The 21,593-nt window shown below is 68.4% G+C and carries 18 protein-coding genes and 2 tRNA genes; 11 read left to right on the top strand and 9 right to left on the bottom strand.

The genetic code is table 11. From position 1 onward, the window contains the following. Positions 1 to 21: 21 nt before the first annotated feature. From VFQ64_RS15320 to ubiA, 3 genes are read right to left on the bottom strand one after another with little or no spacing between them, the layout of a single operon-like run. Positions 22 to 807 (bottom strand): 3'(2'),5'-bisphosphate nucleotidase CysQ, encoded by a 786-nt coding sequence (locus tag VFQ64_RS15320; protein ID WP_325104215.1) that lies wholly within the window; start codon positions 805 to 807, stop codon positions 22 to 24. After that, positions 794 to 2,140: a TldD/PmbA family protein gene (locus VFQ64_RS15315; RefSeq protein WP_325104260.1), complete on the bottom strand. Its 1,347-nt coding sequence runs from the start codon at positions 2,138 to 2,140 to the stop codon at positions 794 to 796. Before VFQ64_RS15315 ends, VFQ64_RS15320 begins: the two co-directional genes overlap by 14 nt. A 33-nt stretch (positions 2,141 to 2,173) precedes the next feature. Continuing rightward, complete coding sequence (gene ubiA, locus VFQ64_RS15310; protein WP_325104214.1) at positions 2,174 to 3,079, bottom strand: 4-hydroxybenzoate octaprenyltransferase; 906 nt, start codon at positions 3,077 to 3,079, stop codon at positions 2,174 to 2,176. 230 nt (positions 3,080 to 3,309) lie between these two features. Between ubiA and VFQ64_RS15305 the strand changes: the two genes are divergently transcribed. Genes VFQ64_RS15305 through VFQ64_RS15295 form a run of 3 tightly spaced genes read left to right on the top strand, consistent with a single transcriptional unit; the run spans position 3,310 to position 5,628 of the window. Further along, positions 3,310 to 3,474 carry a hypothetical protein gene (locus VFQ64_RS15305; RefSeq protein ID WP_325104213.1) on the top strand — a complete coding sequence of 55 codons (165 nt, stop codon included), beginning with the start codon at positions 3,310 to 3,312 and terminating at the stop codon, positions 3,472 to 3,474. Further along, complete coding sequence (locus tag VFQ64_RS15300; RefSeq protein WP_325104212.1) at positions 3,474 to 4,214, top strand: 16S rRNA (uracil(1498)-N(3))-methyltransferase; 741 nt, start codon at positions 3,474 to 3,476, stop codon at positions 4,212 to 4,214. Before VFQ64_RS15305 ends, VFQ64_RS15300 begins: the two co-directional genes overlap by 1 nt. 40 nt (positions 4,215 to 4,254) lie before the next feature. Then, positions 4,255 to 5,628 (top strand): glutamate--cysteine ligase, encoded by a 1,374-nt coding sequence (locus VFQ64_RS15295; RefSeq protein ID WP_325104211.1) that lies wholly within the window; start codon positions 4,255 to 4,257, stop codon positions 5,626 to 5,628. Here VFQ64_RS15295 and VFQ64_RS15290 read toward each other — a convergent pair. After that, positions 5,625 to 6,899, bottom strand: coding sequence for a methyltransferase family protein (locus VFQ64_RS15290; protein WP_325104210.1), 1,275 nt, complete (start codon positions 6,897 to 6,899; stop codon positions 5,625 to 5,627). The two genes, VFQ64_RS15295 and VFQ64_RS15290, sit on opposite strands and share 4 nt — an antisense overlap. A gap of 103 nt (positions 6,900 to 7,002) precedes the next feature. Here VFQ64_RS15290 and VFQ64_RS15285 point away from each other — a divergent pair, with 103 nt between their 5' ends. Continuing rightward, entirely contained in the window at positions 7,003 to 9,042 is a 2,040-nt protein-coding gene (locus VFQ64_RS15285; protein WP_325104209.1) for a M13 family metallopeptidase, read from the top strand. Between the two features lie 214 nt (positions 9,043 to 9,256). Beyond that, entirely contained in the window at positions 9,257 to 9,976 is a 720-nt protein-coding gene (locus VFQ64_RS15280) for an MOSC domain-containing protein (RefSeq protein WP_325104208.1), read from the top strand. A gap of 101 nt (positions 9,977 to 10,077) precedes the next feature. Here VFQ64_RS15280 and VFQ64_RS15275 read toward each other — a convergent pair. Beyond that, positions 10,078 to 10,151 (bottom strand) — tRNA-Gly (locus VFQ64_RS15275). Positions 10,152 to 10,163: 12 nt separating this feature from the next. Further along, positions 10,164 to 10,249: transfer RNA gene (locus VFQ64_RS15270), tRNA-Tyr, on the bottom strand. Positions 10,250 to 10,380: 131 nt separating this feature from the next. Between VFQ64_RS15270 and VFQ64_RS15265 the strand changes: the two genes are divergently transcribed. The 3 genes from VFQ64_RS15265 to VFQ64_RS15255 all read left to right on the top strand — a co-directional run bounded on the left by VFQ64_RS15265 (position 10,381) and on the right by VFQ64_RS15255 (position 13,938). Next, positions 10,381 to 11,979, top strand: a complete 1,599-nt coding sequence (locus VFQ64_RS15265) for a M20/M25/M40 family metallo-hydrolase (protein WP_325104207.1) — start codon at positions 10,381 to 10,383, stop codon at positions 11,977 to 11,979. A 153-nt stretch (positions 11,980 to 12,132) separates the two neighbouring features. After that, the gene (gene rlmB / locus VFQ64_RS15260; RefSeq protein ID WP_325104206.1) at positions 12,133 to 12,894 is read left to right on the top strand and encodes a 23S rRNA (guanosine(2251)-2'-O)-methyltransferase RlmB; all 762 of its coding nucleotides are present in this window, start codon (positions 12,133 to 12,135) and stop codon (positions 12,892 to 12,894) included. Positions 12,895 to 12,963: 69 nt separating this feature from the next. Further along, entirely contained in the window at positions 12,964 to 13,938 is a 975-nt protein-coding gene (locus VFQ64_RS15255; protein ID WP_325104205.1) for a hypothetical protein, read from the top strand. Between the two features lie 10 nt (positions 13,939 to 13,948). Here VFQ64_RS15255 and VFQ64_RS15250 read toward each other — a convergent pair whose 3' ends face one another. The 3 genes from VFQ64_RS15250 to VFQ64_RS15240 form a co-directional block, all read right to left on the bottom strand. Then, a complete protein-coding gene (locus VFQ64_RS15250; protein WP_325104204.1) occupies positions 13,949 to 15,862 on the bottom strand; it encodes a peptidase M61 in 1,914 nt (637 codons plus the stop codon). Position 15,863: 1 nt separating this feature from the next. After that, entirely contained in the window at positions 15,864 to 16,097 is a 234-nt protein-coding gene (locus VFQ64_RS15245) for a hypothetical protein (protein WP_325104203.1), read from the bottom strand. An 87-nt stretch (positions 16,098 to 16,184) separates the two neighbouring features. Beyond that, positions 16,185 to 17,222 (bottom strand): aldose epimerase family protein, encoded by a 1,038-nt coding sequence (locus tag VFQ64_RS15240; RefSeq protein WP_414712910.1) that lies wholly within the window; start codon positions 17,220 to 17,222, stop codon positions 16,185 to 16,187. Positions 17,223 to 17,335: 113 nt separating this feature from the next. On the opposite strand from VFQ64_RS15240, the gene VFQ64_RS15235 reads away from it, so the two are divergent. The 3 genes from VFQ64_RS15235 (at position 17,336) to VFQ64_RS15225 (ending at position 21,590) form a co-directional block, all read left to right on the top strand. Beyond that, positions 17,336 to 18,859, top strand: coding sequence for an alpha-L-fucosidase (locus VFQ64_RS15235; RefSeq protein WP_325104202.1), 1,524 nt, complete (start codon positions 17,336 to 17,338; stop codon positions 18,857 to 18,859). A gap of 65 nt (positions 18,860 to 18,924) precedes the next feature. Continuing rightward, entirely contained in the window at positions 18,925 to 20,730 is a 1,806-nt protein-coding gene (locus VFQ64_RS15230) for an IlvD/Edd family dehydratase (RefSeq protein WP_325104201.1), read from the top strand. Then, a complete protein-coding gene (locus VFQ64_RS15225) occupies positions 20,730 to 21,590 on the top strand; it encodes an SMP-30/gluconolactonase/LRE family protein (protein ID WP_325104200.1) in 861 nt (286 codons plus the stop codon). Before VFQ64_RS15230 ends, VFQ64_RS15225 begins: the two co-directional genes overlap by 1 nt. Positions 21,591 to 21,593 lie beyond the last annotated feature (3 nt).

Below are 21,593 nucleotides of genomic sequence, written 5' to 3'. Positions count from 1 at the left end.
GCTCAGAGTACGTATCGAAGCCTAAGGCGCGCTCGCCAGCCGCTCCGCCCGCTCCGCCAAATGCGCCACCGCCGCACGATGCAGCCTGGGCGTACTCGCCAGCACCCCGAACGCCTGCGGGCGCGGCTTGTTGAACACCAGCGGGAGGCCCAACGCGTCGGTCACCCGCGCGCCGGCCTCGCTGGCGATCAGCGCGGCGGCGGCGATGTCCCATTCGTGGCCCCATCGCAGCGTCGCGATCAGGTCCGCCTCATCCGCTGCGACCATCGCCATGCGCAGCGCGATGGAGTTGGGCTTGTGAACGGTGCGGAACAGCCGATCCGCCTTGGGCATCGCGTCGGCAGGGATGCGCGCGCCCTCAAGCCGGGCGCGGTCACCGGCCTGGAGCCGTTTCGTGTTCCGCCAGGCACCCCGCCCCAGCGTCGCACGCCACACCTGCCCCCGCGCCGTCGCGTCGAGCACGCCGAGCACCGCGCGGCCGTCCTCCACCAGCGCCACCGACACGCACCAGCCGTCGCGCCCGCGGATGAAGTCGCGGGTGCCGTCGATCGGATCGACCACCCAGACGCGCCTGCACGCGAGCCGGTCGGGCGCGTCCGCCGTCTCCTCCGACAGCCAGCCCGCGTCGGGCAGCAGCGCGCTCAGCCGCTCGCGCAGCAACGCGTCCACCGCTAGGTCGATCTCGCTGACCGGGCTTCCGCCGGCCTTCTCCCACCGCTCGAAGTCGCCGCGCCAGCTCCGCATCGCCAGCGCGCCCGCCTCGGCCGCAATGGCCGCGACGTCGGCGAGCAGCTCAGCCGCCGGCAACGGTCATCCCGTCCACGCGCAACGTCGGCACGTTGATGCCATAGCGGAACTGCAGGTCGTTGGCCGGCGTCAGCTGCCGGAACATGGCGAGCAGGTTGCCGGCGATCGTGAACTCCGCAACCGGCCCGGCGATTTCGCCGCCGACGATGCGAAACCCAGCCGCGCCGCGGCTATAGTCGCCCGTGACGCCGTTGACCCCCTGCCCGATCAGCTCGGTGACATAGACGCCCTCGCCGATGTCCTCGATCAGCGTCGCCACCGGCAGCAGTCCGTTCTCCATGTAGAGGTTGGAGGACGACACGCCCGGCGACCCCGCACCACCGCGCGCGGCATGGCCGGTCGGCTCCAACCCGAGTTGACGGGCCGAGGCGGAGTCGAGCAGCCAGGTCTCCAGCATCCCCTCCGCCACGATCGTCATCGGCGACACCGGCAGCCCCTCGCCGTCAAACGGCCGAGAGCGCAGCCCGTTGGGCCGGTGCGGATCATCCTGCACCGTCACGCCGGGTGCGAACACCTCCGTACCCAGCGCGTCGAGCAGGAAGCTCGTCTTGCGGGTGATCGCCTGGCCGCCGATCGCGCCGATGAGGTGGCCGAGCATCGACGCGCCAACACGCGGATCGAACACCACCGGCATCGGCCCGCTCGCCACCTTGCCGGGGTTGAGCCGGGCCACCGCACGCTCGCCGGCGCGGCGGCCGATCTCGGCGGGTGCATCGAGATGGTTGCGGCGACGGGCGGCGTGATGGGCATAGTCGCGCTCCATCCCCGCGCCCTCACCCGCCAGCACGCTCGCGGACAGGCCATAACCGGTGGTCGCATAGCCTTGCGCGAAGCCGTGTGAGGTCGCCAGCGCCCAGACGTGACGCGAGGCGGACGCGCCGCCGCCCTCGCTGTTGGTGACGCCCGACACGGCGCGCGCGGCATCCTCCGCCTCCAGCGCCAGCGCCTTGAGCTCGGCGGGTTCGACTTCGCCGCCGTCATCCAGATCGAGCTGCGGCGGTGCGCCGTGGAGCAGCCGATCGGCGGGCGCGAGGCCGGCCCAGGGGTCTTCGGGCGCCTCGCGCGCCATCGCGATCGCGCGCTCGACCAGCGTGTCGATGCCGGCGGACGCGAGATCTGAAGTGGAAACGCTGGACGACCGGCGGCCCACGAACACGCGCAGGCCCAGCTCCTCGCCCTCGGACCGGCCGACATCCTCCAATACGCCCAGTCGCACCGACACATCGGTGGAGGCGTCGGCGGCGTATACCGCGTCGGCGGCGTCGGCGCCGGCTCGCACGGCGCGCGCGACGATGTCAGCGGCGCGGTCGCGGGCTTGATCGGTGGTCAGCATGGCGAGCGACTTAGGCGGCGTCGGCACGCCGCGCTAGGTGCCCACCACCACGCAGGCGAGGAAGACGAGCAGGCCGGTGAAGCGGTTGGCGCGGAAGCGGTGCAGCGCACCGCCGCCGTCATCCGGCTTCAGCGTCAACGCCTGCCACGCCAAGTGCCACGCCGCCGGGAGCAGCGCCACGGGCGCGAGCGGATCGGCGCGCACCTGCCAGATCGCGAGCGCCCACAACGCCACCGCCAGCCCATAGAACAGCACCACACCCGCGCGGACGTGCCGGCCCAACCGCAGCGCGGACGAACGGACGCCGATCAGCGCGTCGTCCTCGCGGTCCTGCAGCGCATAGATCGTGTCGTACCCGACCACCCAGGCGATAGCGCCCGCATAGAGCAGCAGCAGTGCGATCCCGAAGCCGCCCGTCACCTCCACCCAGCCGACCAGCGCCGCCCAGGAGAAGACGATGCCCAACCACGCCTGCGGCCACCAGGTGATCCGCTTCATGAAGGGATAGGCCGCGACCGGCGCCAGGCTCGCGACCGCCACCCCCGCCGCTAGCGGGCGAAGCTGCACCAGCACGATCAGCCCGACCAGGCACAGCGCCGCCAGCCATACCCAAGCGGCGCGTACCGACACCAGCCCGCTCGGGATCGGCCTGGTCCGGGTGCGCACGACCTGCGCGTCGAGGTCGCGATCGACAATGTCGTTGTACACGCACCCCGCGCCGCGCATGGCGATGCTGCCGATCAGCAGCCAGACCAGCAACGGCCAGTGCGTGAACGCCCCGCCCGCCAGCGCCACTGCCCAAGCGCCGGGCCAGAACAGCAGCCACCAGCCCACCGGCCGATCGAACCGCGCCAGCAAGGCGAAGCCACGCAGCCTGCGCGGAAGCAGGCCGAGAAGGCCGGGATGTTCGGTGTCGGGCGTAGTGACGAGGTCGGCCATCCGCTTGCTATAGCCGTCTTCCGGCCGCCCGCCCTTCTTTCTTCCCGGCGAAGGCCGGGGCCCAGGCTCGAGCTGCTCGGAGGGAGTGGCATCCTCCTGGCCCGCGAGCGGCAACTGAGCCCCGGCCTTCGCCGGGGGAGAGAGTAGGCGCGGGGAAGAGCGTGATCGCCGGGGTGGCTAGGCAGGCTGCGAAGGCTTATCTGCGCCGCTGTGACCGGAACCGCCCCCTGATGATCGGCCTCTCGGTCGCGGTCGGCCGCTTCATCGAGGCGTTGTTCTGGGCGATCCTGCGCGTTGCCGGGACCGTCACAGCCGGCGTCTTCGCGGCCGCGTTGGTACTGACGGTCGTCTTTATCCTCATCCGCCGGATCGTCCGCAAGCGGCGCAAGGCCTGATGCCGGCCACTCCCGCCTGGCCCCCGCAATCGACCCCGCGGCTGTTCGTCGACCGCGAGCTCGCGCCGGGTCCCCTCTCCCTGGACGGCGCGCCCGCGCACTATCTCGTCCAGGTCATGCGGCTCAAGGCGGGCGATCCGGTCAAGCTGTTCGACGACCGCACCGGCGAATGGCTCGCCACTGTCGCTACCACCGGCAAGCGCGACCTCCATCTTGACGTGACCGAACGCCTGCGGGAACGCGAGCCGGTGCCCGACCTGTGGCTGTGCGCCGCGCCGCTTAAGAAAGGACGGGTCGACTGGCTGGCCGAGAAGGCGTGCGAATTGGGCGTGGCGCGGCTGGTGCCGGTCGTCACGCGGCGCACCGTCGTCGACAAGCCCAACGCCGATCGTCTGCGCGCGCACCTGATCGAAGCGGCGGAGCAATGCGGTCGCACGGCCCTCACCGCGCTGACCGAGCCGGTCAAGCTGGCGGCGCTGCTGCGCGACTGGCCGGCCGAGCGCACCCTCTTCTTCGCCGACGAGACCGGCGGCACTTCGGCGCTCGCGGCCATGCGCGCCCACCCCGGCCCCGCCGCGATACTGATCGGGCCCGAAGGCGGCTTCGACGCCGACGAGCGCGACACGATCCGCGCCCTGCCGCAGGCCGTCGGCATCAGCCTGGGCCCCCGCATCCTGCGCGCCGACACAGCCGCCGCCGCCGCGGTCAGCCTGTGGATGGCGGCGACCGGCGACTGGTGAGCCACTAGCGCCCCTCCCCGTCCCCGCCTAAAGCGCGGCGATGACGACCAAGACCGACGCGCCAAAACACTCGCCGGTCATCGACTCGCGCGACCAGTTGATCGCCAGCTTCGCCCGCGGCGAGAAGCCAGCCGAGCGCTGGCGGATCGGCACCGAGCACGAGAAGTTCGTCTACAGCCACGCCGACCACCATGCCCCCTCGTATGACGAGCCCGGCGGCATCCGCGACCTGCTGATGGCGCTGACCGAGTTCGGCTGGACGCCCGTGCTGGAGGGCGGAAAGGTCATCGCGCTGACCGGCGCCGATGGCTCCGTCAGCCTGGAGCCTGCGGGCCAGTTCGAGCTGTCGGGCGCGCCGCTGGAGAATTTGCACGAGACCTGCGCGGAGACCGGCCGTCATCTAGACCAGGTGAAAAGCGTCGGCGAACGGTTCGACATTGGATTCCTGGGCCTCGGCATGTGGCCCGACAAGGCCCGCGCCGAGCTGCCGGTGATGCCGAAGGGTCGCTACGATATCATGCGCCGGCACATGCCGCGCGTGGGATCGCTCGGGCTCGACATGATGCTGCGTACCTGCACCATCCAGGTCAATCTCGACTACGCTTCCGAAGCCGACATGGTGAAGAAGTTCCGGGTCGGCCTGGCGTTGCAACCGCTCGCCACCGCCTTGTTCGCCAATTCGCCGTTCACCGAGGGCAAGCCCAACGGGATGCTGTCGTTCCGCAGCCATATCTGGTCCGACACCGATCCGCACCGCACCGGCATGCTGCCCTTCGTGTTCGAAGACGGCTTCGGCTACGAACGCTATGCCGACTACGCGCTCGATGTGCCGATGTACTTCGTCTATCGCGACGGCCGCTACATCGACGCCGCCGGGCTGTCGTTCCGCGACTTCCTGCGTGGTGAACTGTCGGTGCTGCCGGGCGAGAAGCCGACGCTCGACGACTGGACCGACCATCTCTCCACCGCCTTTCCCGAGGTCCGGCTCAAGACCTTCCTGGAGATGCGCGGCGCCGATGGCGGCCCGTGGAGCCGCATCTGCGCGCTGCCGGCACTGTGGGTCGGGCTCTTGTACGACCAGGGCGCGCTCGACGCCGCGTGGGACCTGGTGAGGGACTGGAGCCTCGAGGAACGCCAGACCTTGCGCGACTCGGTGCCCAGGCTCGCGCTCGACGCGCCGCTGCCGGGCGGCGGTCGCTTGCGCGACATCGCCGGCGCGGTCCTCGACATCGCCCATGCGGGGCTGGCGGCGCGCGGCCGTGGCAATTTCGCGGGCGACAACGAGACCGGGTTCCTCGATCCACTGCGCGAGATCGTGCGATCGGGCAAGGTGCCGGCGGAGGTTCTGCTGGAGCGCTACCACGGTGCATGGGGCGGCGACGTGTCACGGGTGTACGAGGAGCTGAGTTTCTAGCTTCCGCGCATCCAACGCAAGAAGCGCGGCACGAGGCCGCGGCGCTCCATCCATTCCGAATAGGTGCGGTAGTTGGGGTCGAGCGCCAGATGCCGCTCCTCCGTCTTCGCCCGCCACCAGTAAATCCCGCTCACTGCCCCGAGCAGCAGCGTCGCGCGCGTAGCGTCGACCCAGCTGCCGAGCGTCAGCACCGGGATCGTCGAAAGCCACCAGAACAGGTTCTTCGACAAATAGGCCGGGTGCCGCGACCAGGCGTACGGCCCATGCGTGATGATGCCGCGATTGGTAAGGTTGGAAAAGCGCGGCCCGAACGCCACCGTCGCCCCGGCATAGATGGCGGTCAGCGCGACCAGCGTTGCGCCAATCAGCCAGAGCAGCCATGGCTGGCCCGCGAACCAGTGCGTCCAGTCGCTGGTGCCAGGATGATAATCGAGGGGTCCGCCGTCCTGCATCAGGATGAAGGGCGGATAGCAGATCAGCGCCGCCGCCCACGCCGCCGCGAACGGATTGGCCGAGCGGATATGGCTATCGAGCGGGCGGAAGGTCAGGATGTACCCGACGCTCGCGAACGCCACGTCGAGCGTGAACATGAAGGTGACCAGCCAATTGGTCAGCGCCACGGGATCGCTCCACAGCCCGGCCATGTCGCGGCGCACGAAGTCGCCGAAGCCCGGCGGCACGATGGCGAGCATGAAGGCGAGGAAGAATCCCTTCACCGCCCAGCTGCGCAGATGCGCGAAGATCGCCTCCGGCTCGACGCCGGGCTGTCCGCACAGCCAGGCGCCCAGATGCCAGGTGCCGTCCTTGGGTTCGATCAGATAGCGGTCGAGCCACAGCACATATGGGACGCTCAGCACCAGCACGACCGGCGCGGCACGGGTAAAGCACCACATCGCGAACGCGAAATTGCCGTCCCAATAGAAGCGCCCCGTCGCATAGATCAGCGCGATCGCGGCAAAGGTCGCGAACAACCCGGCGAGCTTGACCAGGCTCACGTCCAGCGTCTCCCGCCAGGATCGCGCGAGGGCCCAGTCGATCCCGGTCGAGGACCGCCGATGCACTTTGTCCACCGCCAGCGACCAGAGGATCATCGGCAGCCCGCAGGCGACGAGGTTGAGCAACGCTGCATAGGGCCCGTCCATGCCGAAGGCACGGGCAAGTGCGCACCAGCCGACCACGCCGATCAGCCCGGCAAGACCGGCGCCGGCGCTGACGGCGGACACCGGACGCGGATCGGCCACGGCTTGGGCCAGAGCGGGGTCGTGATACATGCGCCACCCCATGCCTATGAGTGGTAAGTATCCGGTGAAGCATTGCGCGGGGTGCGCGGCGCGTTTACAACCTATGACAATCAAGAGAGGGGCTTTTCCAACGATGTCCGTGACTTCCTTCCGCCGGCTGGCGCTCGCCGGCGCCGCGCTCGTGCTCGCCGGCACCGCCTCCACCCAGACGACGCAGCCGATCCGCTATGGCGAATTCGGCGTCGACCTGTCGGCCCGCGACACGGCGGTGAAGCCGGGCGACGATTTCTGGACCTTTGCCAACGGCGCCTGGGACAAGCGCACGCCGATTGCGGCGGACCGCGCGTCCGCAGGAGTCGGCGTGGTGCTGGTCGACCAGGCCGAGCTGCAGGTCCGCACGATTCTGGACGACGCGGCGAAGAACCCGGCAGGGGTCGGCGCGGGCGCGCAGCAGCTAGGCGACCTCTACGCCAGCTTCCTCGACACCGCCGCGATCGAGCGCGCCGGCACCGCGCCGCTGAAGCCCTATTTCGCGAAGATCGACGCCGCCAACGACAAGACCAAGCTACAGACGCTGTTCGCGACGCCCGGCTATGCCTCGCCGGTCGAGATCGGCCAGCTGCCCAATCCCAGCGATCCGACCCAGTATGTCGCCGCCGCCAGCCAGGGCTCGCTGGGCATGGGCGGGCGCGATTACTACATCCTGCCAGGCGAGAAGTATGACGGCTATCGCGCCGCCTACCGCGCCTATGTGGAACGGATGCTGACGCTCGCCGGTGTGCCGGATGCGTCCGCTCGCGCCGACCGGATCATCGCACTCGAGACTCAGATGGCGAGGGTCCATTGGTCCCCCATCCAACAGCGCGACCTGATGGCGATGTTGAAGCCGATGGACGCCGCCGGCCGCGCCAAGCTCGCGCCCGAGTTCGACTGGCCGCTGATGCTCAAGACCGCCGGCTATGACCGGTTCCCGGTGGTCATCATGGCGACCTCGACCGCGCTGACCGAGCTTGGCAAGATCTACGCCGCAACGCCGGTTTCAACCTGGCAGGACTGGTCCAAGTTCCTGTTCCTCCGCGCCAATTCGTCGATGCTGCCCAAGACATTCGACGACGCCACCTTCGCCTTTTACGGCAAGACACTCTCCGGGCAGGAGGCACAGCGCGACCGCTGGAAGCGGGGAATCGGCCTGGTCAACGGCGTGCTCGGCGAGCAGATCGGTCAGATCTACGTCAAGCGTCACTATCCGGCCGAGAGCAACGCCAAGATGGCGGAGCTGATCGCCGACCTACGCGCCGCCTATGGCGAGCGGATCGCGGCCAGCCAGTGGATGGACGAGACCACCCGCACCAAGGCGCTGGCGAAGCTCGCCGCGTTCGACCCGCGCATTGGTCACCCGGTCAAGTGGATCGATTATTCGAGCCTCAAGATCGTGCGCGGCGACCCGCTGGGCAATGCGCAGCGCGCGGGCGAGTTCCAGCATCAGCTGGGTCTGTCACGGCTGGGCAAGCCGGTCGATCGCCAGCTGTGGGACATGACGCCGCAAACCGTGAACGCTTACTATAATCCGCTCGCCAACCAGATCACCTTCCCGGCTGCGATCCTGCAGCCGCCGATGTTCGATCCCAAAGCCGACGCCGCGGTCAACTACGGCGCGATCGGCGCGGTGATTGGCCACGAAATGGGTCACGGCTTTGACGACCAGGGCAGCCGCTTCGGTCCGACCGGCAAGTTCGAGAATTGGTGGACGCCGGCCGCCAGCGAAGCCTTCAAGAAGCGTACCGTCGTGCTGGTCAGCCAGTTCGACCAGTATGAGCCGATCCCCGGCACCAAGGTGAAGGGTGAGCTGACGCTGGGCGAGAACATCGGCGACCTCGGCGGCGTTGAGGCGGCCTATGGCGCCTACCAGAGATACCAGGCCAAGCACGGCAAGGCGCCGGTGATCGGCGGTCTGACGGGCGACCAGCGCTTCTTCCTCGCCTATGCGCAGGCCTGGCGCTCGAAGGCGCGCGAAGGTGCGCAACGCGCGCAGCTCCTCACCGACCCGCACTCGCCGGCTTATTATCGGGTCAACGGCATCGTCCGCAACGTCGACGCCTGGTACACCGCATTCAACGTCAAGCCCGGCGACAAGCTGTACCTGCGGCCCGAGCAGCGCGTGCGTATTTGGTAACGTGCAGCGAGTCAGCCGGCTACGTCCGGCTGACTCGCGCAAGCGCGGCCGGCCTCGGCGCACGCCGGGGCTCGACGGCGCGGCCCTTCGGCTGCCTGTAGGCAGGCGCTCAGGAGAGCCTTTGCCGCGGCGCCCCTGCGCTCCTCGCCCCGTCGAGAAGCGGGCGGGGAGGAGCGGGTGGCTTTGTTAGCCGACACCACGCTACAGCCGCTCCATGTCGCAGATTTCCGGAACGCTCGGCCGCATCGCCGCGATCACCCGGTTCCCGGTGAAATCAATGGCGGGCGAGCGCCTGGAAGAGGCCGAGTTCGACTGGCAGGGGCTGGAGGGCGACCGGCAATACGCGTTCGTGAAGCGGGGCGACCGCTCACGCTTCCCATGGCTGACCGGTCGCGACGTGTCGGCGATGGTGTTGTGCCGCGCGCGCTATGCCGACCCCGCTGCTCCGCGTACCGCCGCCGTGACGGTCAGCACCCCGGCCGGCGACTGGCCGTTCGACCACCCCGCCCTTTCCGACTGGCTGGAGGAACAGTTCGGCAGGCCCATCGACCTGATCCAGCTCGGCATCGGGGCCTATGACGCGATGCCGGTATCGGTGCTCACAACCGCCACGCTTGCCGCACTGGAACGGAAGCATGGCTCGCCCCTCGATCCCCGCCGCTTCCGCGCCAACATCGTGGTGGAGAGCGACGCGCGTGAGGGCAACTGGGCGGGGCACCGCCTGCGCCTGGGTGGCGAAGAGAACGCGGCCGAGCTGCAGATGGCCGGCCTCGCTCCACGTTGTGCGATGGTGACGATCGACCCGGACACTGCAGTGCGCGATGCGGGCGTGCTGCGCACCGTGGCACAGGCGTTCGACAACCGGGTGGCGTGCTACGCCTCGATCGCGCGGCCTGGGCTGGCAAGGATTGGGGATGAGGTGCTGCTCACCTAACGAGCGCCGCGGCGAAGCCGCGTCGTCGGTCATCGCCTGCGCGACGCCGGCCGAGCTTGCGCGTCTCGTCGCCAGCTCCGCTGGCGTCGTGCGCGCCGCGCTGGAGCGGGTGAAGGGAATCGAACCCTCGTCATAAGCTTGGAAGGCTTCTGCTCTACCATTGAGCTACACCCGCGCAGCGGAGGGCTGGTGGACAGGGCTGGATTCGAACCAGCGTACGCTTGCACGGGCAGATTTACAGTCTGCTGCCTTTAACCACTCGGCCACCTGTCCGGATTGCCGCTCCGCCGAAGCGAAGCGGCCCCATGCCGAAGCGCCCCGGCGCTGTCAACGCGGGCCACGCCCCCTTGCCCGCGCGGGCGCGCCCGCATAGCAGCCGTGCAACCGTTCACGAGGGGAACCCGATGCGTCGCCTGCTGCTCGCCACCGCCATTGCCGCCATCGCCCTGCCCGCCGCGGCGCAAGACCGCGCGAGTGTCAACGGCATCATCGACGAGGGCACCAACCAGAGCCAGGTTATGGTGACAGCGCAGCACCTGACCGACGTGATCGGCCCGCGCCTGACCAACTCCCCCGCCGCCAGGCGGGCGGAGGACTGGACGATGGCGAAATTCGTCGAGTGGGGCCTTCGAAACGCCCGCAAGGAGCCGGTGCCGTTCGGGCGCGGCTGGTCAATCGAGCGCTCCTCGGTGCGCATGGTCAGCCCTCGCCCGGTCCAGCTCACCAGCATCCCGATCGCCTGGACGCCGGCCGGCAACCTGACCGCGACGGTGATCGTCGCGCCGATCGCGCGCGAACGCGACTTCGCGAAGTGGCGCGGTCAGCTGCGTGGCAAGATCGTGATGATCTCGCAGCCCGGCACCGGCGACGAACCGACCACGGGCGATTTCAAGCGCTACACCGGCGAGGACCTCGCCAAGCTCGATCGCTTCGAACAGCCGCGCTACGATCCCGACGCTGCGGACCGCCGCGTCAAGCGCGCGGATTGGGCGCGCAAGCTCGACGCCTTCCTCAAGGTCGAGGGCGCGGTCGCGTACGCCACCAAATCCTATCGCGACGGCAAGCTGGTGACCGGCGAGGGCTATCAGTTCGCGGTCGGGGAGACCCCGTCGATGCCGGGCGTCGAGATCGCGGCGGAGGATTATCGCCGCCTCGCCCGCTTGGCGAAGGTCGGCCCCGCGCCGACGCTGGAGGTGGTGCACGACGTCCGCTTCCACGACGCCGACACCAACGCCTACAATGTCATCGCCGAGATCCCGGGCACCGATCCCAACGCCGGCTATGTCATGGCCGGGGCGCATCTCGACAGCTGGGTCGCGGCCGACGGCGCCGCCGACAATGCGGCCGGCTCGGCGATGATCATGGAAGCCGCGCGTATTCTGGTGAAGACCGGCGCGCGCCCTCGCCGCACCATCCGCTTCGCGCTGTGGGCGGCGGAGGAGCAGGGGCTGCTCGGCAGCCTCGCCTATGTCGAGCGCCACCTGGCGCGGCGCGGCAGCGCGTCCGACCCGCAGCTGAACGGCGAGAAGCTCTATTACGGCTGGTCGAACCGCTGGCCGATCACGCCGCTGCCCGGCCACCGCGAGCTCGCCGCCTATTTCAATATCGATAACGGCTCGGGCAAGCTGCGCGGCCTGTACGCCGAGCGCAACCCGGCGGTGGTGCCGATCTTCCGTGAGTGGCTCGCGCCGTTCGCGTCGATGGGTGCCTCGACCGTTGCGGTGCAGCCGACCGGGGGCACCGACCACGTCTTCATGCAGGCGGTCGGCATCCCGGCCTTCCAGTTCATCCAGGATCCGCTCGATTATTTCCCGCGCATCCACCACACCTCGGTGGACACGTTCGACCATCTCAAGGCCGACGACATGCGCCAGGGCTCGATGGTGCTCGCGCATGTGCTGCTCAGCGCCGCCAACGCCGAGCGTCCGCTGCCCAGACCGCCGGTGCCGCAGCGGCCGGTGACCACCGATCCTTTCGCGACGCCGGTGAACGATGACGATTGAGGGCCGCATTGTCCTCCCTCGCTACGCGGGGAAGGTGGCGCGCGCGGAGCGCGTGACGGAGGGAGCGTTGCCGCAGGTGGATCGCGCGCGGAGAGGCCCCCTCCGCCGAGCGGCTACGCCGCGCGCCACCTCCCCCGCGGAGCGGAGGAGGATATGAAACGCCGTGGCCACCGTCCGTCGATCGGCACCGCCAACCGCCCGCGGTTCTGGGGCCGCCACGCCGTCACCTCGGCGCTCGCCAACCCGGAGCGCACCGTGCGCAAGCTGTGGGGCACGCGCGAGGCGCTGGGCGCGCTAGACCTACCGCCCGGTTTGCCCGTCACGTTCGCCGAAGTGACCGATCTCGGCCGCCTGGTTCCCTCCGACGCCCCGCATCAGGGGCTGGTGGCGGAGGTCGATCCGCTGGAGGAGATGTGGCTGGGCGACCTGCTGGAACACGGACGCGGGGATCGGCGCCCGCTGGTGGTGCTCGATCAGGTCACCGACCCGCACAACGTCGGCGCCATCCTGCGCTCCGCCGCCGCCTTCGACGCGCTCGGCATCGTCACGCAGGACCGCCACGCTCCGCCCGAATCCGGCACCGTCGCCCGCTCTGCCTCGGGCGCGCTGGAGACTGTACCCTGGGTCCGCGTCGTCAACCTCGCCCGCGCACTCGACGAAATCGCGGAAGCCGGCTTCTGGCGCATCGGCCTGACCGGCCACGCCACACAGACGCTCGCCCACGCCCTGAATCCACTGGGCGTCGATCGAACCGTCGCGATCGTGGTCGGGGCGGAAGGCGAAGGCATGCGCCACAACACGCAGACGCATTGTGACGAGCTGGCCAAGCTGCCGATCTCGTCCAAGGTCGAGAGCCTCAACGTCTCCAACGCGGCCGCCATCGCACTTTACGCTGTTGCCTCACGACAAGATTGACTACAGTTGTAATCGACGGCATGTCCGGTCCGACCGCGCGGGTGGTGCGCTTGGCCGGGAGGGCTCTTGATGGCTTGGTTCATGCTGATCGCGCAGGCGTTGGCCGCAATGTCGCCCGCGGCTTGCGCCGAGGCGCTGGGGGCGGTCCCCTCCGCCAGGGCCTGCGCCGCCTCGCAGGTCGGTCTCGCACTCGCCAACACCCAGGCCGAGGCGGAACGGCTGATCGCCGACGCCAAGGTTGGTGAAACCCGCTTCGCGGCAACCTTCGGACGCTCGCCGTCGCGCTACCCGATCCACGCCTTCTCCGACCCGACCGCCATTGCGCCAGGGCAGGCGGCGCTGCGGCGGCTGGGCATTGTCGCGGTGCTGCCGGTCCCCGCGGCGCAGTTCGTAGCCCAGCAGCGGGCCCGTGCCGCGGCGGCGGTGGCGATGGTGCGCGGCGGCACAATGGTCGTCAGGAACCCCGCGTCTAGCGACGAGCCGCGCAACCTCGACGACCGCGACCACATCCCGCATGAACTCGCCCACCTCTGGTATGGCGAGCTATTCTGGACGGATGTCGCGCGGCCACCGCGCGACCGCTATGGCAGCGCCGCGCCGGACTGGCTCGACGAGGCGGCGGCGATCCTGATGGAATCCGACACGCGCGCGGCCACGCACCGCAACCGTTTTTCCGACGGTCGCGACCCCGACCGCGAACGCGCTGCGGCGATCCCGCCCGAGATCCCGCTCGCCGACCTCATGACTATGCCGCATCCAGTCAGCGACAGGCTGCCGGCACCCGGCGGTGCTCCCGGCCCGATCCGGCTGACCAGCGCGCCGTCGCTCTTCTATGCCGAAATACGCGTCCTGGCGGATTACCTTATCGAGCGCAGCGGTGATCGCCGCATCTTCGCTGCGATCAGCGACGGCATGCGCCAGGGCGGCAGTTTCGCCGAGTGGCTCGCCCGCGACGGCGCCAGGCATCGTCTGCCCGCCACGCTGGCCGGGCTGGATGCCGACTGGCAGAGGTGGCTGCTCGAGCATTACGGTCCGCCGGCCTGAGGGGAACCGGCTAAGGCCGTTGCCGCATGATCGCATCCAGCGCCGGCGCGTCCTCGAAGGGCTCCAAATTCGGGAAGCGAAGCCCGCCGTCGAACGCAATTTCCGTTCGCCACACGCGCTTGCCCTTGGTCAGCGTCAGCTCGATGTGGTCCTGCTCCGCCACCGCCCGCTTCAGCGTGTCGGGATCGAACTGTCGTCCGCCTACCGCGGTGATCGTATCGCCGATCGTCAGCCCGGCGGTAAAGGCGGGGCCGTCCCACAGCACGTCGCTCAACTTGCCCTGATTATTGGTGACCAGTCCCAGCGAGAAGGTCAGGTCGACCAGCCCCTGCGACCGGTCCAGCGCCGCCTGGTACTCGTTGGGCCGCTCGCGATAGCATAGGCGATAGCCACCTCGCTCCAACCCGCCGAGCGGCGCGTGGCGGTGGGTGTTGGTGAGCGCGTCCTCGAAGAAGTCCTTCCAGTCGAAGGAGTGCAAGGTCTCGAGCGTCCGCACCACGTCCTCGAACCGATAGGGCTCCGACTCCCACTTGCCGGCGGCGCCGCCGAAGAACGCGCGGGCGAAATCGTCGAGCGTGCACCTTCCATCGGAGTCGGCGCGCAGTCGGGTATCGACGTCGAGCCAGATCAGTGCCCCCTCGCCATAATAGTCCTCGCTACGCTGCCAGCTCGGCCAGGGCAGCGGCGCGCGTGCGGCGATCTCGGGATCGCGCACCGTGTCGATGGTCGGCCGCCAGCGGCTGCCCGGCCGGATGTCGTAGCGCGCCGCCGCGTAGGCCAGCGAGCCGAGCGCCATCGCCGGCGTCCATAGCCCCGACCGCGCGGCCAGCACCGGCGTCCAATATTGCGTCAGCCCTTCATAGACCCACAACAGGCTGTTGCGAATCTGGCGCTCGAAACAGGGCTGCCAGGAGTCGGCGCCGCGTCGTCCCTTGCCGTTCCAGCTGTGCAGATATTCGTGCGACACGGTGTCACGGTGAGTGACGTTGTCCGTCCATTGCATGAAATAGTCTGCGACGCTGACCGCCTCGAAACAACGGTGATGCTCGATCCCCGCCCCGTCCATCTCGTCGCTGAGCGCCAGCAGCATCTCGAACCGGTCGAAGCGGCGGCTGCCGAACAGCCGGTCCGCCTGCTCCACCACCGCGCGATGGGCTGCGATCTGGTCGGACGTCGCATCCAGCTGATGCGGCTGGTCGGCGGCGACGCTGAGCCCGACATGCTCGTCCAGCGCGAAACGGCGAAAGTAGCGGCCCGCCAGCACCGGCGAGTCGATCAGTGTATCGAGCGCAACGGGCGCGAACCGGCGTTCCGCGCCATCCTGCTCCTCCATTTCGAGGATACAGGCATGTTCCCAGTCCTCGGGCAGACGCACGCTGGCGGCGACCTCGATCTGCCGCGCGTAATGGCCCGCCGGGTAGAGGAGTACGGTGTTCCAGGGCAGGAACAGCATGTCGGGTGTGCAATGGACACGCCCCTGCGACGCGTCCGTGGGCGACAGATACTGGAACTCGGCCTCGATCGCCGCCACGCCGGGCGGCGCGTCGAAACGGAAGCCATTGACCACCGCCGGGTGCCGTGACCAGCCGATCGGCTCCCCGCCCGCATGCAGCACTAGCCCGGCGAACAGCTCGATCGGCGCTTGCGGCGCGTGAAAACCCGGCAGCCATTTGGGGTAGAGCAGCACGGTCGGCCCCGGCTGGGCGATCGGAATGATTTGGTGGACGCGAAAGATACCGCGTTGCACGTCAGTCGCGTCGACGCGCAGACGCAGTGTGCCGGGGTACGGCGCGTCGACCGGCTCGGGAATGCCGGGTGGCTCGGGCAAGGGCTGCGGCGGCGAGGGCTCACCCTGCTGCCGCGGCGGACCGGGCAGCGACTGGTGCAGCTCGTGAGGGTCCGCGTCGGCGAGTAGCCAGTTCATGTCAGGACATGCCGATCATGGCTTCGGCGCACACCAACCTCGCCACCGTCTCGCCCTCGGGAACCCTGACGTCGATATGCCCCTTGGCGTCAATGCCGCTACGTTCATCTTCGAAGGCGTCGCGAAGTCGCGTGTTGGCATAGGCGAGCGCTTCATAGACGTTCGCCGCCTCGATGCTGGTGTGGTTGAGCGCCTCTCCGGCACGATCGCGAATGCATAGTGAGAACAATGGCATGGGCTAGAAACGTCGCAGCCGAGACGAGGGTTCGGGTTGGCTGACGAATGATAGTGTGATTTCCTCGGAATAAGCGGCCCCTTGCGGTCAACGCGCGGCGAAGGCGAGCACCGAACGATTTTGGTAAACGGCACCCGGGTCGAGCCGGATCGACGGGAAATCCGGCCGGTTGGGCGCGTCGGGGAAGTGCTGCGGCTCCATCGCGACGCCGTCGCCGGCACGATAGGGGTTGCCCCGCTTGCCGTGCGTCGTCCCGTCCAGAAAGCCGCCGGTATAGAGTTGTAGGCCGGGTTGATCGGTGGAGAATTCGATGGCGCGGCCCGACAACGGGTCCTCCAGCCGCGCCACCAACCGCACGGCGCGTGCCGCATTGTCCGGTAGCACCATGTTGTGGTCATAGCGCCGCGCGACCGCGGCCCGCTCGGCCGTTGCCCCCGTATCCGACCCGATGACGCGGGGCTGCCTGAAATCGAAAGCGGTTCCGGCGACCTTCCGGGGCGGACCGACCGGAATCAGATCAGCGTCGACTTCCAGATAAGCATCGGCGGCAAGGGTCAGGACATTGCCGAGCGCGCCTTCCGGCGACCCTTCCCCCGCCGCGTCGAACAGGGCGTGGTTGGTCAGGTTGACGATCGTCGGCCGATCGGTCGTGGCGCGATATGCAATGGTCAGGCGATCCTCGTCGTCGAGCGTATAGCGGGCCTCCACTTCGACCCGGCCCGGATAGCCTTCGTCGCCGTCGACGCTCAAATGCGACAATGTCACGGAGGCTGAGGTCGCAAGCTCTGTGACCCCGTCCACCGCCCAGAGCGCCCGGTCAAACCCCGCCTCGCCGCCATGCAGATGCGCTTTGCCGTTATTGCGAGTCAGGCGATACTCGATTCCATCGAGGACGAAGCGGCCGCCGGCGATGCGGTTCGCGACCCGGCCGACCGTTGCGCCGAGATAGTCGCGTCCCGACAGATAGCCTTCCAAGGCCGGGTAGCCGAGGACAACGTCGGCCATCTCTCCGCGACTGTCCGGCCCGACCAAGGCCTGCAGCGTGGCGCCGTAGCTGATGATCGTGGCCGCCGTCCCGCGCCCGTTCGTCAGCGTGATCGCTTCGACTGCGTCGCCCCCTGGCATGTGCCCGAAGCCTCGCCGCGTGATCCCCATCATCGCATCTTCCTCTTGTCGCCCGCTTCGGACACGCGCAGAACTAGCGAATTGTCAGACAAATCACAAAAGGGGACGTAGCGGTGGTCGATCTCGGGAAACGTGCTTTGCTGAGCGCGTCGCTGCTGGCGCCGATCGCGCCGCGCAGCTTTGCTCAGGCGGCTGCTCCCGTCGCGGCGCCCGGGCAGTTCGATCTCTCCGTCGCCTCACTCAAACAGTATCAATGCCCCGAGTGGTTCCGAGACGCCAAGTTCGGGATCTGGTCGCATTGGGGTCCACAGGCGGTGCCGCGCGTCGGCGACTGGTATGCGCGCAACATGTATATTCCAGGGCATCCGCACTACGACCACCACGTCAAGACCTACGGTCACCCCTCCAAGGTCGGATACAAGGACATCATCCCGCTGTGGAAGGCGGAGAAGTTCGACCCCGACGGGCTGATGGCGCAGTTTCGCGCCGCGGGCGCCAGGTATTTCGTGTCGATGGGTGTCCATCACGACAACTTCGATCTCTGGAACTCGAAACACCATCGCTGGAATTCTGTCGCGATGGGGCCCAAGCGCGACATCGTTGGCGACTGGCGCAAGGCGACGCTGAAGCACGGACTGCGCTTCGGCGTGTCCGAGCATCTCGGCCCAAGCTATGCCTGGTTCTACCCCAGTCACATGTACGATCAGGTCTGGCCGCTCGGCGGCGTCGGCTATGACGGCAACGATCCCGCCTACGCCGACCTTTACCACCCGCCGCATGACGAGCCGTTCCGCTGGGGCCGGTCCTGGTATGCGAACAATCCCGTCTGGCATCGCAAATGGTTCGACCGCGTCCAGGACCTGATCGACAGTTATCAGCCCGATTACCTCTACACCGATGGCGGCATTCCGTTCGGCGATGTCGGCCGGACGCTGCTGGCGCACTTCTATAATCGAAACATGGCGCGGCACCGGGGAAAGCTGGAAGCGGTCTATGCATACAAGGATCTGGGCACCGGCGAATTCTATCGCGAGGCGGGCGTACAGGATGTCGAGCGCGGCACCTTCAAGGGCATCAACACGCTACCCTGGCAGACGGACACGTCGATCGGCGACTGGTACTATAGCGAGAACTTCAAATACAAATCGACGACCGAAGTCATCCACATGCTGACGGATGTGGTCAGCAAGAACGGCAACCTGCTGATCAACGTGGTACAATATCCCGACGGCAGCCTGCCGCCCGAATGCGACACGTTCCTGGCGGAGATGACCGCCTGGATGAAGATCAACGGCGAGGCGATCCACGGCACGCGGCCTTGGACCGCCTATGGCGAAGGCCCGACCGAGACCGTCGAAGGCGCGTTCAACGAGAAGGCCATCTACACGCCCCGGGACCTGCGCTTCACTACCAAGGGGCAGGCACTCTACGTCACCGTGCTAGGGGTGCCGACGGGTGATCTCGCCGTCACCGCGCTGGGCAAGAACGCAAGCGCCGCTCGGCCGATCCGATCGGTCAAGCTGCTCGGGTCGCCGACGCCGGTCGCCTTTTCGCAGCAGGACGGGGCATTGGTCCTGCGCGTACCCGAGGAGTTGCCGTCCCGACATGCCAGCGTATTCAAGGTTAGCTTCGCCTAACGCCCCTTGCATGCCGGGCCAGTTCTAGGCATTTGTCTGAGTAAATCGGGTGGGCGGACATTCTCGTGAACGATGACAAGAACGGTGGCGGACGCAGTCTGAGGTCGCGCGCGTGGTTCGACGATCCGTCGAACGCCGACATGACCGCGCTGTACCTCGAACGTTACATGAACTTCGGACTGTCGCTCGAGGAGCTGCAGTCGGGCAAGCCGATCATCGGCATCGCGCAGACGGGCAGCGACCTGAGCCCATGCAACCGCCACCATCTGGTGCTCGCCGAGCGGGTACGCGAGGGCGTGCGCGACGCCGGCGGCATCGCGATCGAATTCCCCGTCCATCCGATCCAGGAGACCGGCAAGCGCCCAACCGCCGGGCTGGACCGCAATCTGGCTTATCTCGGGCTGGTTGAGATCCTGTACGGCTACCCACTCGACGGCACGGTGCTGACGATCGGCTGCGACAAGACCACGCCGGCGTGCCTGATGGCGGCGGCGACCGTCAACATCCCGGCCATCGCGCTGTCGGTCGGGCCGATGTTGAACGGCTGGCACAAGGGCGAGCGCACCGGCTCGGGCACGATCGTGTGGAAGGCGCGCGAGCTGCTGGCAGCGGGCGAACTCGATTATGCCGGGTTCGTGAAGCTGGTCGCGACCTCCGCGCCCTCGACCGGCTATTGCAACACCATGGGCACCGCGACCACGATGAACTCGCTGACGGAGGCGCTGGGCATGTCCCTGCCCGGTTCCGCCGCGATCCCCGCGCCCTATCGCGACCGTCAGGAATGCGCATGGCGGACCGGGCAGACTATCGTCGAGATGGTGCTCGCCGACCGCAAGCCGTCCGACATCATGACGCGCGAGGCGTTCATCAACGCGATCCGGGTCAACTCAGCGATCGGCGGTTCCACCAACGCGCCCATCCACCTGATCGCGATCGCGCGGCATCTAGGGGTCGATCTCAACCTGCAGGACTGGCAGGCATTCGGGCGCGACCTGCCCCTGCTCGTTAACCTCCAGCCCGCCGGCGAGTATCTGGGGGAGGACTACTACCGCGCGGGCGGCGTCCCCGCCGTAGTTGCCGAACTGATGAAGCAGGGGCTGATCCACGAGGGTGCGCTGACCGTCAACGGCCGCAGCATCGGCGACAACAATCGCGACGCCGTGATCGAGGACGAGCGCGTGATCCGCCCGTTCGACGCGCCGTTGAAGAACGAGGCCGGGTTCACGGTGCTGCGCGGCAACCTGTTCGACAGCGCGATCATGAAGCTGAGCGTCATCTCCGACGCGTTCCGCGCCCGCTATCTCTCCAACCCGGAAGACCCCGACGCGTTCGAGGGCACGGCGGTCGTGTTCGACGGGCCCGAGGATTATCACGCCCGGATCGACGATCCCGCCACCGGCATCGACGCGACCAGCCTGTTGTTTATGCGCGGCGCCGGCCCGATTGGCTATCCGGGTGCCGCGGAGGTGGTGAACATGCGGGCGCCGGTGCGGCTCATCGAAGCCGGGATCGAGGCGCTGCCCTGTATCGGCGACGGGCGCCAGTCGGGCACCTCGGGGTCGCCGTCGATCCTCAACGCCTCGCCCGAAGCGGCCGCGGGCGGCGGACTGGCCCTCCTACAAACCGGCGATCGCGTGCGCGTCGACCTGAAGCGCGGCCAGGTCAACGCACTGCTCGAACCGGGTGAGCTGGAGCGGCGACGCGCCGCGCTGGAGGCGGCGGGTGGCTTCGCCTTTCCCGCCAGCCAGACGCCGTGGCAGAAGATCCTGCGATCGGGGGTCGATCAGCTCGGCGAGGGGATGGTCCTGCGCGACGCGGTGGAGTTCAAGCGCATCGCCCAGACCCACGGCATCCCCCGCCACAATCACTGATGCCGCAACCCCGCGTCATCGCGCGCGATCACCGCGACCTGCTCGGCGAGGGGCTGTGGTGGTCGGCGCGCGAGGACAGCGTCTATTGGACCGACATCCTCGGTCGCAAACTCCACCGGCTGCGACTGGAGGGCGGGCAGGTCTCGCAATGGACGATGCCGGAGATGATCGGCTGGATCATCGAGCGAGAGGGCACACCCGGGTTCATAGTCGGCCTGCAAAGCGGGTTCGCGCGCCTGACGCTCGATCCCCTCACGCTGATGCCGTTCCACGATCCCGAGCCGGATTTGCCGGACAACCGCATGAACGATGCCAAGGCCGACCGCTGGGGGCGGATCTGGGCCGGGACGATGCCGGTCACTGCCGATCGCCCGAGCGGGGCGCTGTATCGGCTCGACCCCGACGGCCAAGTCGCCTGCATCGAACGCGACATCATCATCGCCAACGGCCCGGCGATCTGCGAGCGGACTTCGGCGCTGTTCCACACCGACACCGGCCGCGCGACGGTGTACCGCTTTCCGATCGACGCGCGCGGTGAGCTTGGCAAATGCGAGCCGTTCCTCGTCTTCGACCCCGCGCAGGGGCGGCCTGACGGCATGACGATGGATGCCGAAGGCGGATTGTGGATCGCCTTCTACGGCGGCGGCCGGGTCAGCCGCTTCACGCCGGACGGCGAGCTTGATCGCTCGATCGCGCTACCCGCCAGCCAGATCACCAACTGTGTCTTCGCGGGCGAGCGGCTGGATCGCATGTTCGTCACCTCCGCCGCCGCCGGCGCGGAGCACGAGCCGCTGGCGGGCGCGCTGTTCGAGATCGAGCCGGGCGTGAGGGGCCTCGCGCCGCACCGCTATCGCGGCTGACGC

Origin of the sequence: Sphingomonas sp. (assembly GCF_035714405.1) — a bacterium.
Taxonomy (GTDB): domain Bacteria; phylum Pseudomonadota; class Alphaproteobacteria; order Sphingomonadales; family Sphingomonadaceae; genus Sphingomonas.
This window is presented reverse-complemented; position numbering and strand designations above follow the sequence as displayed.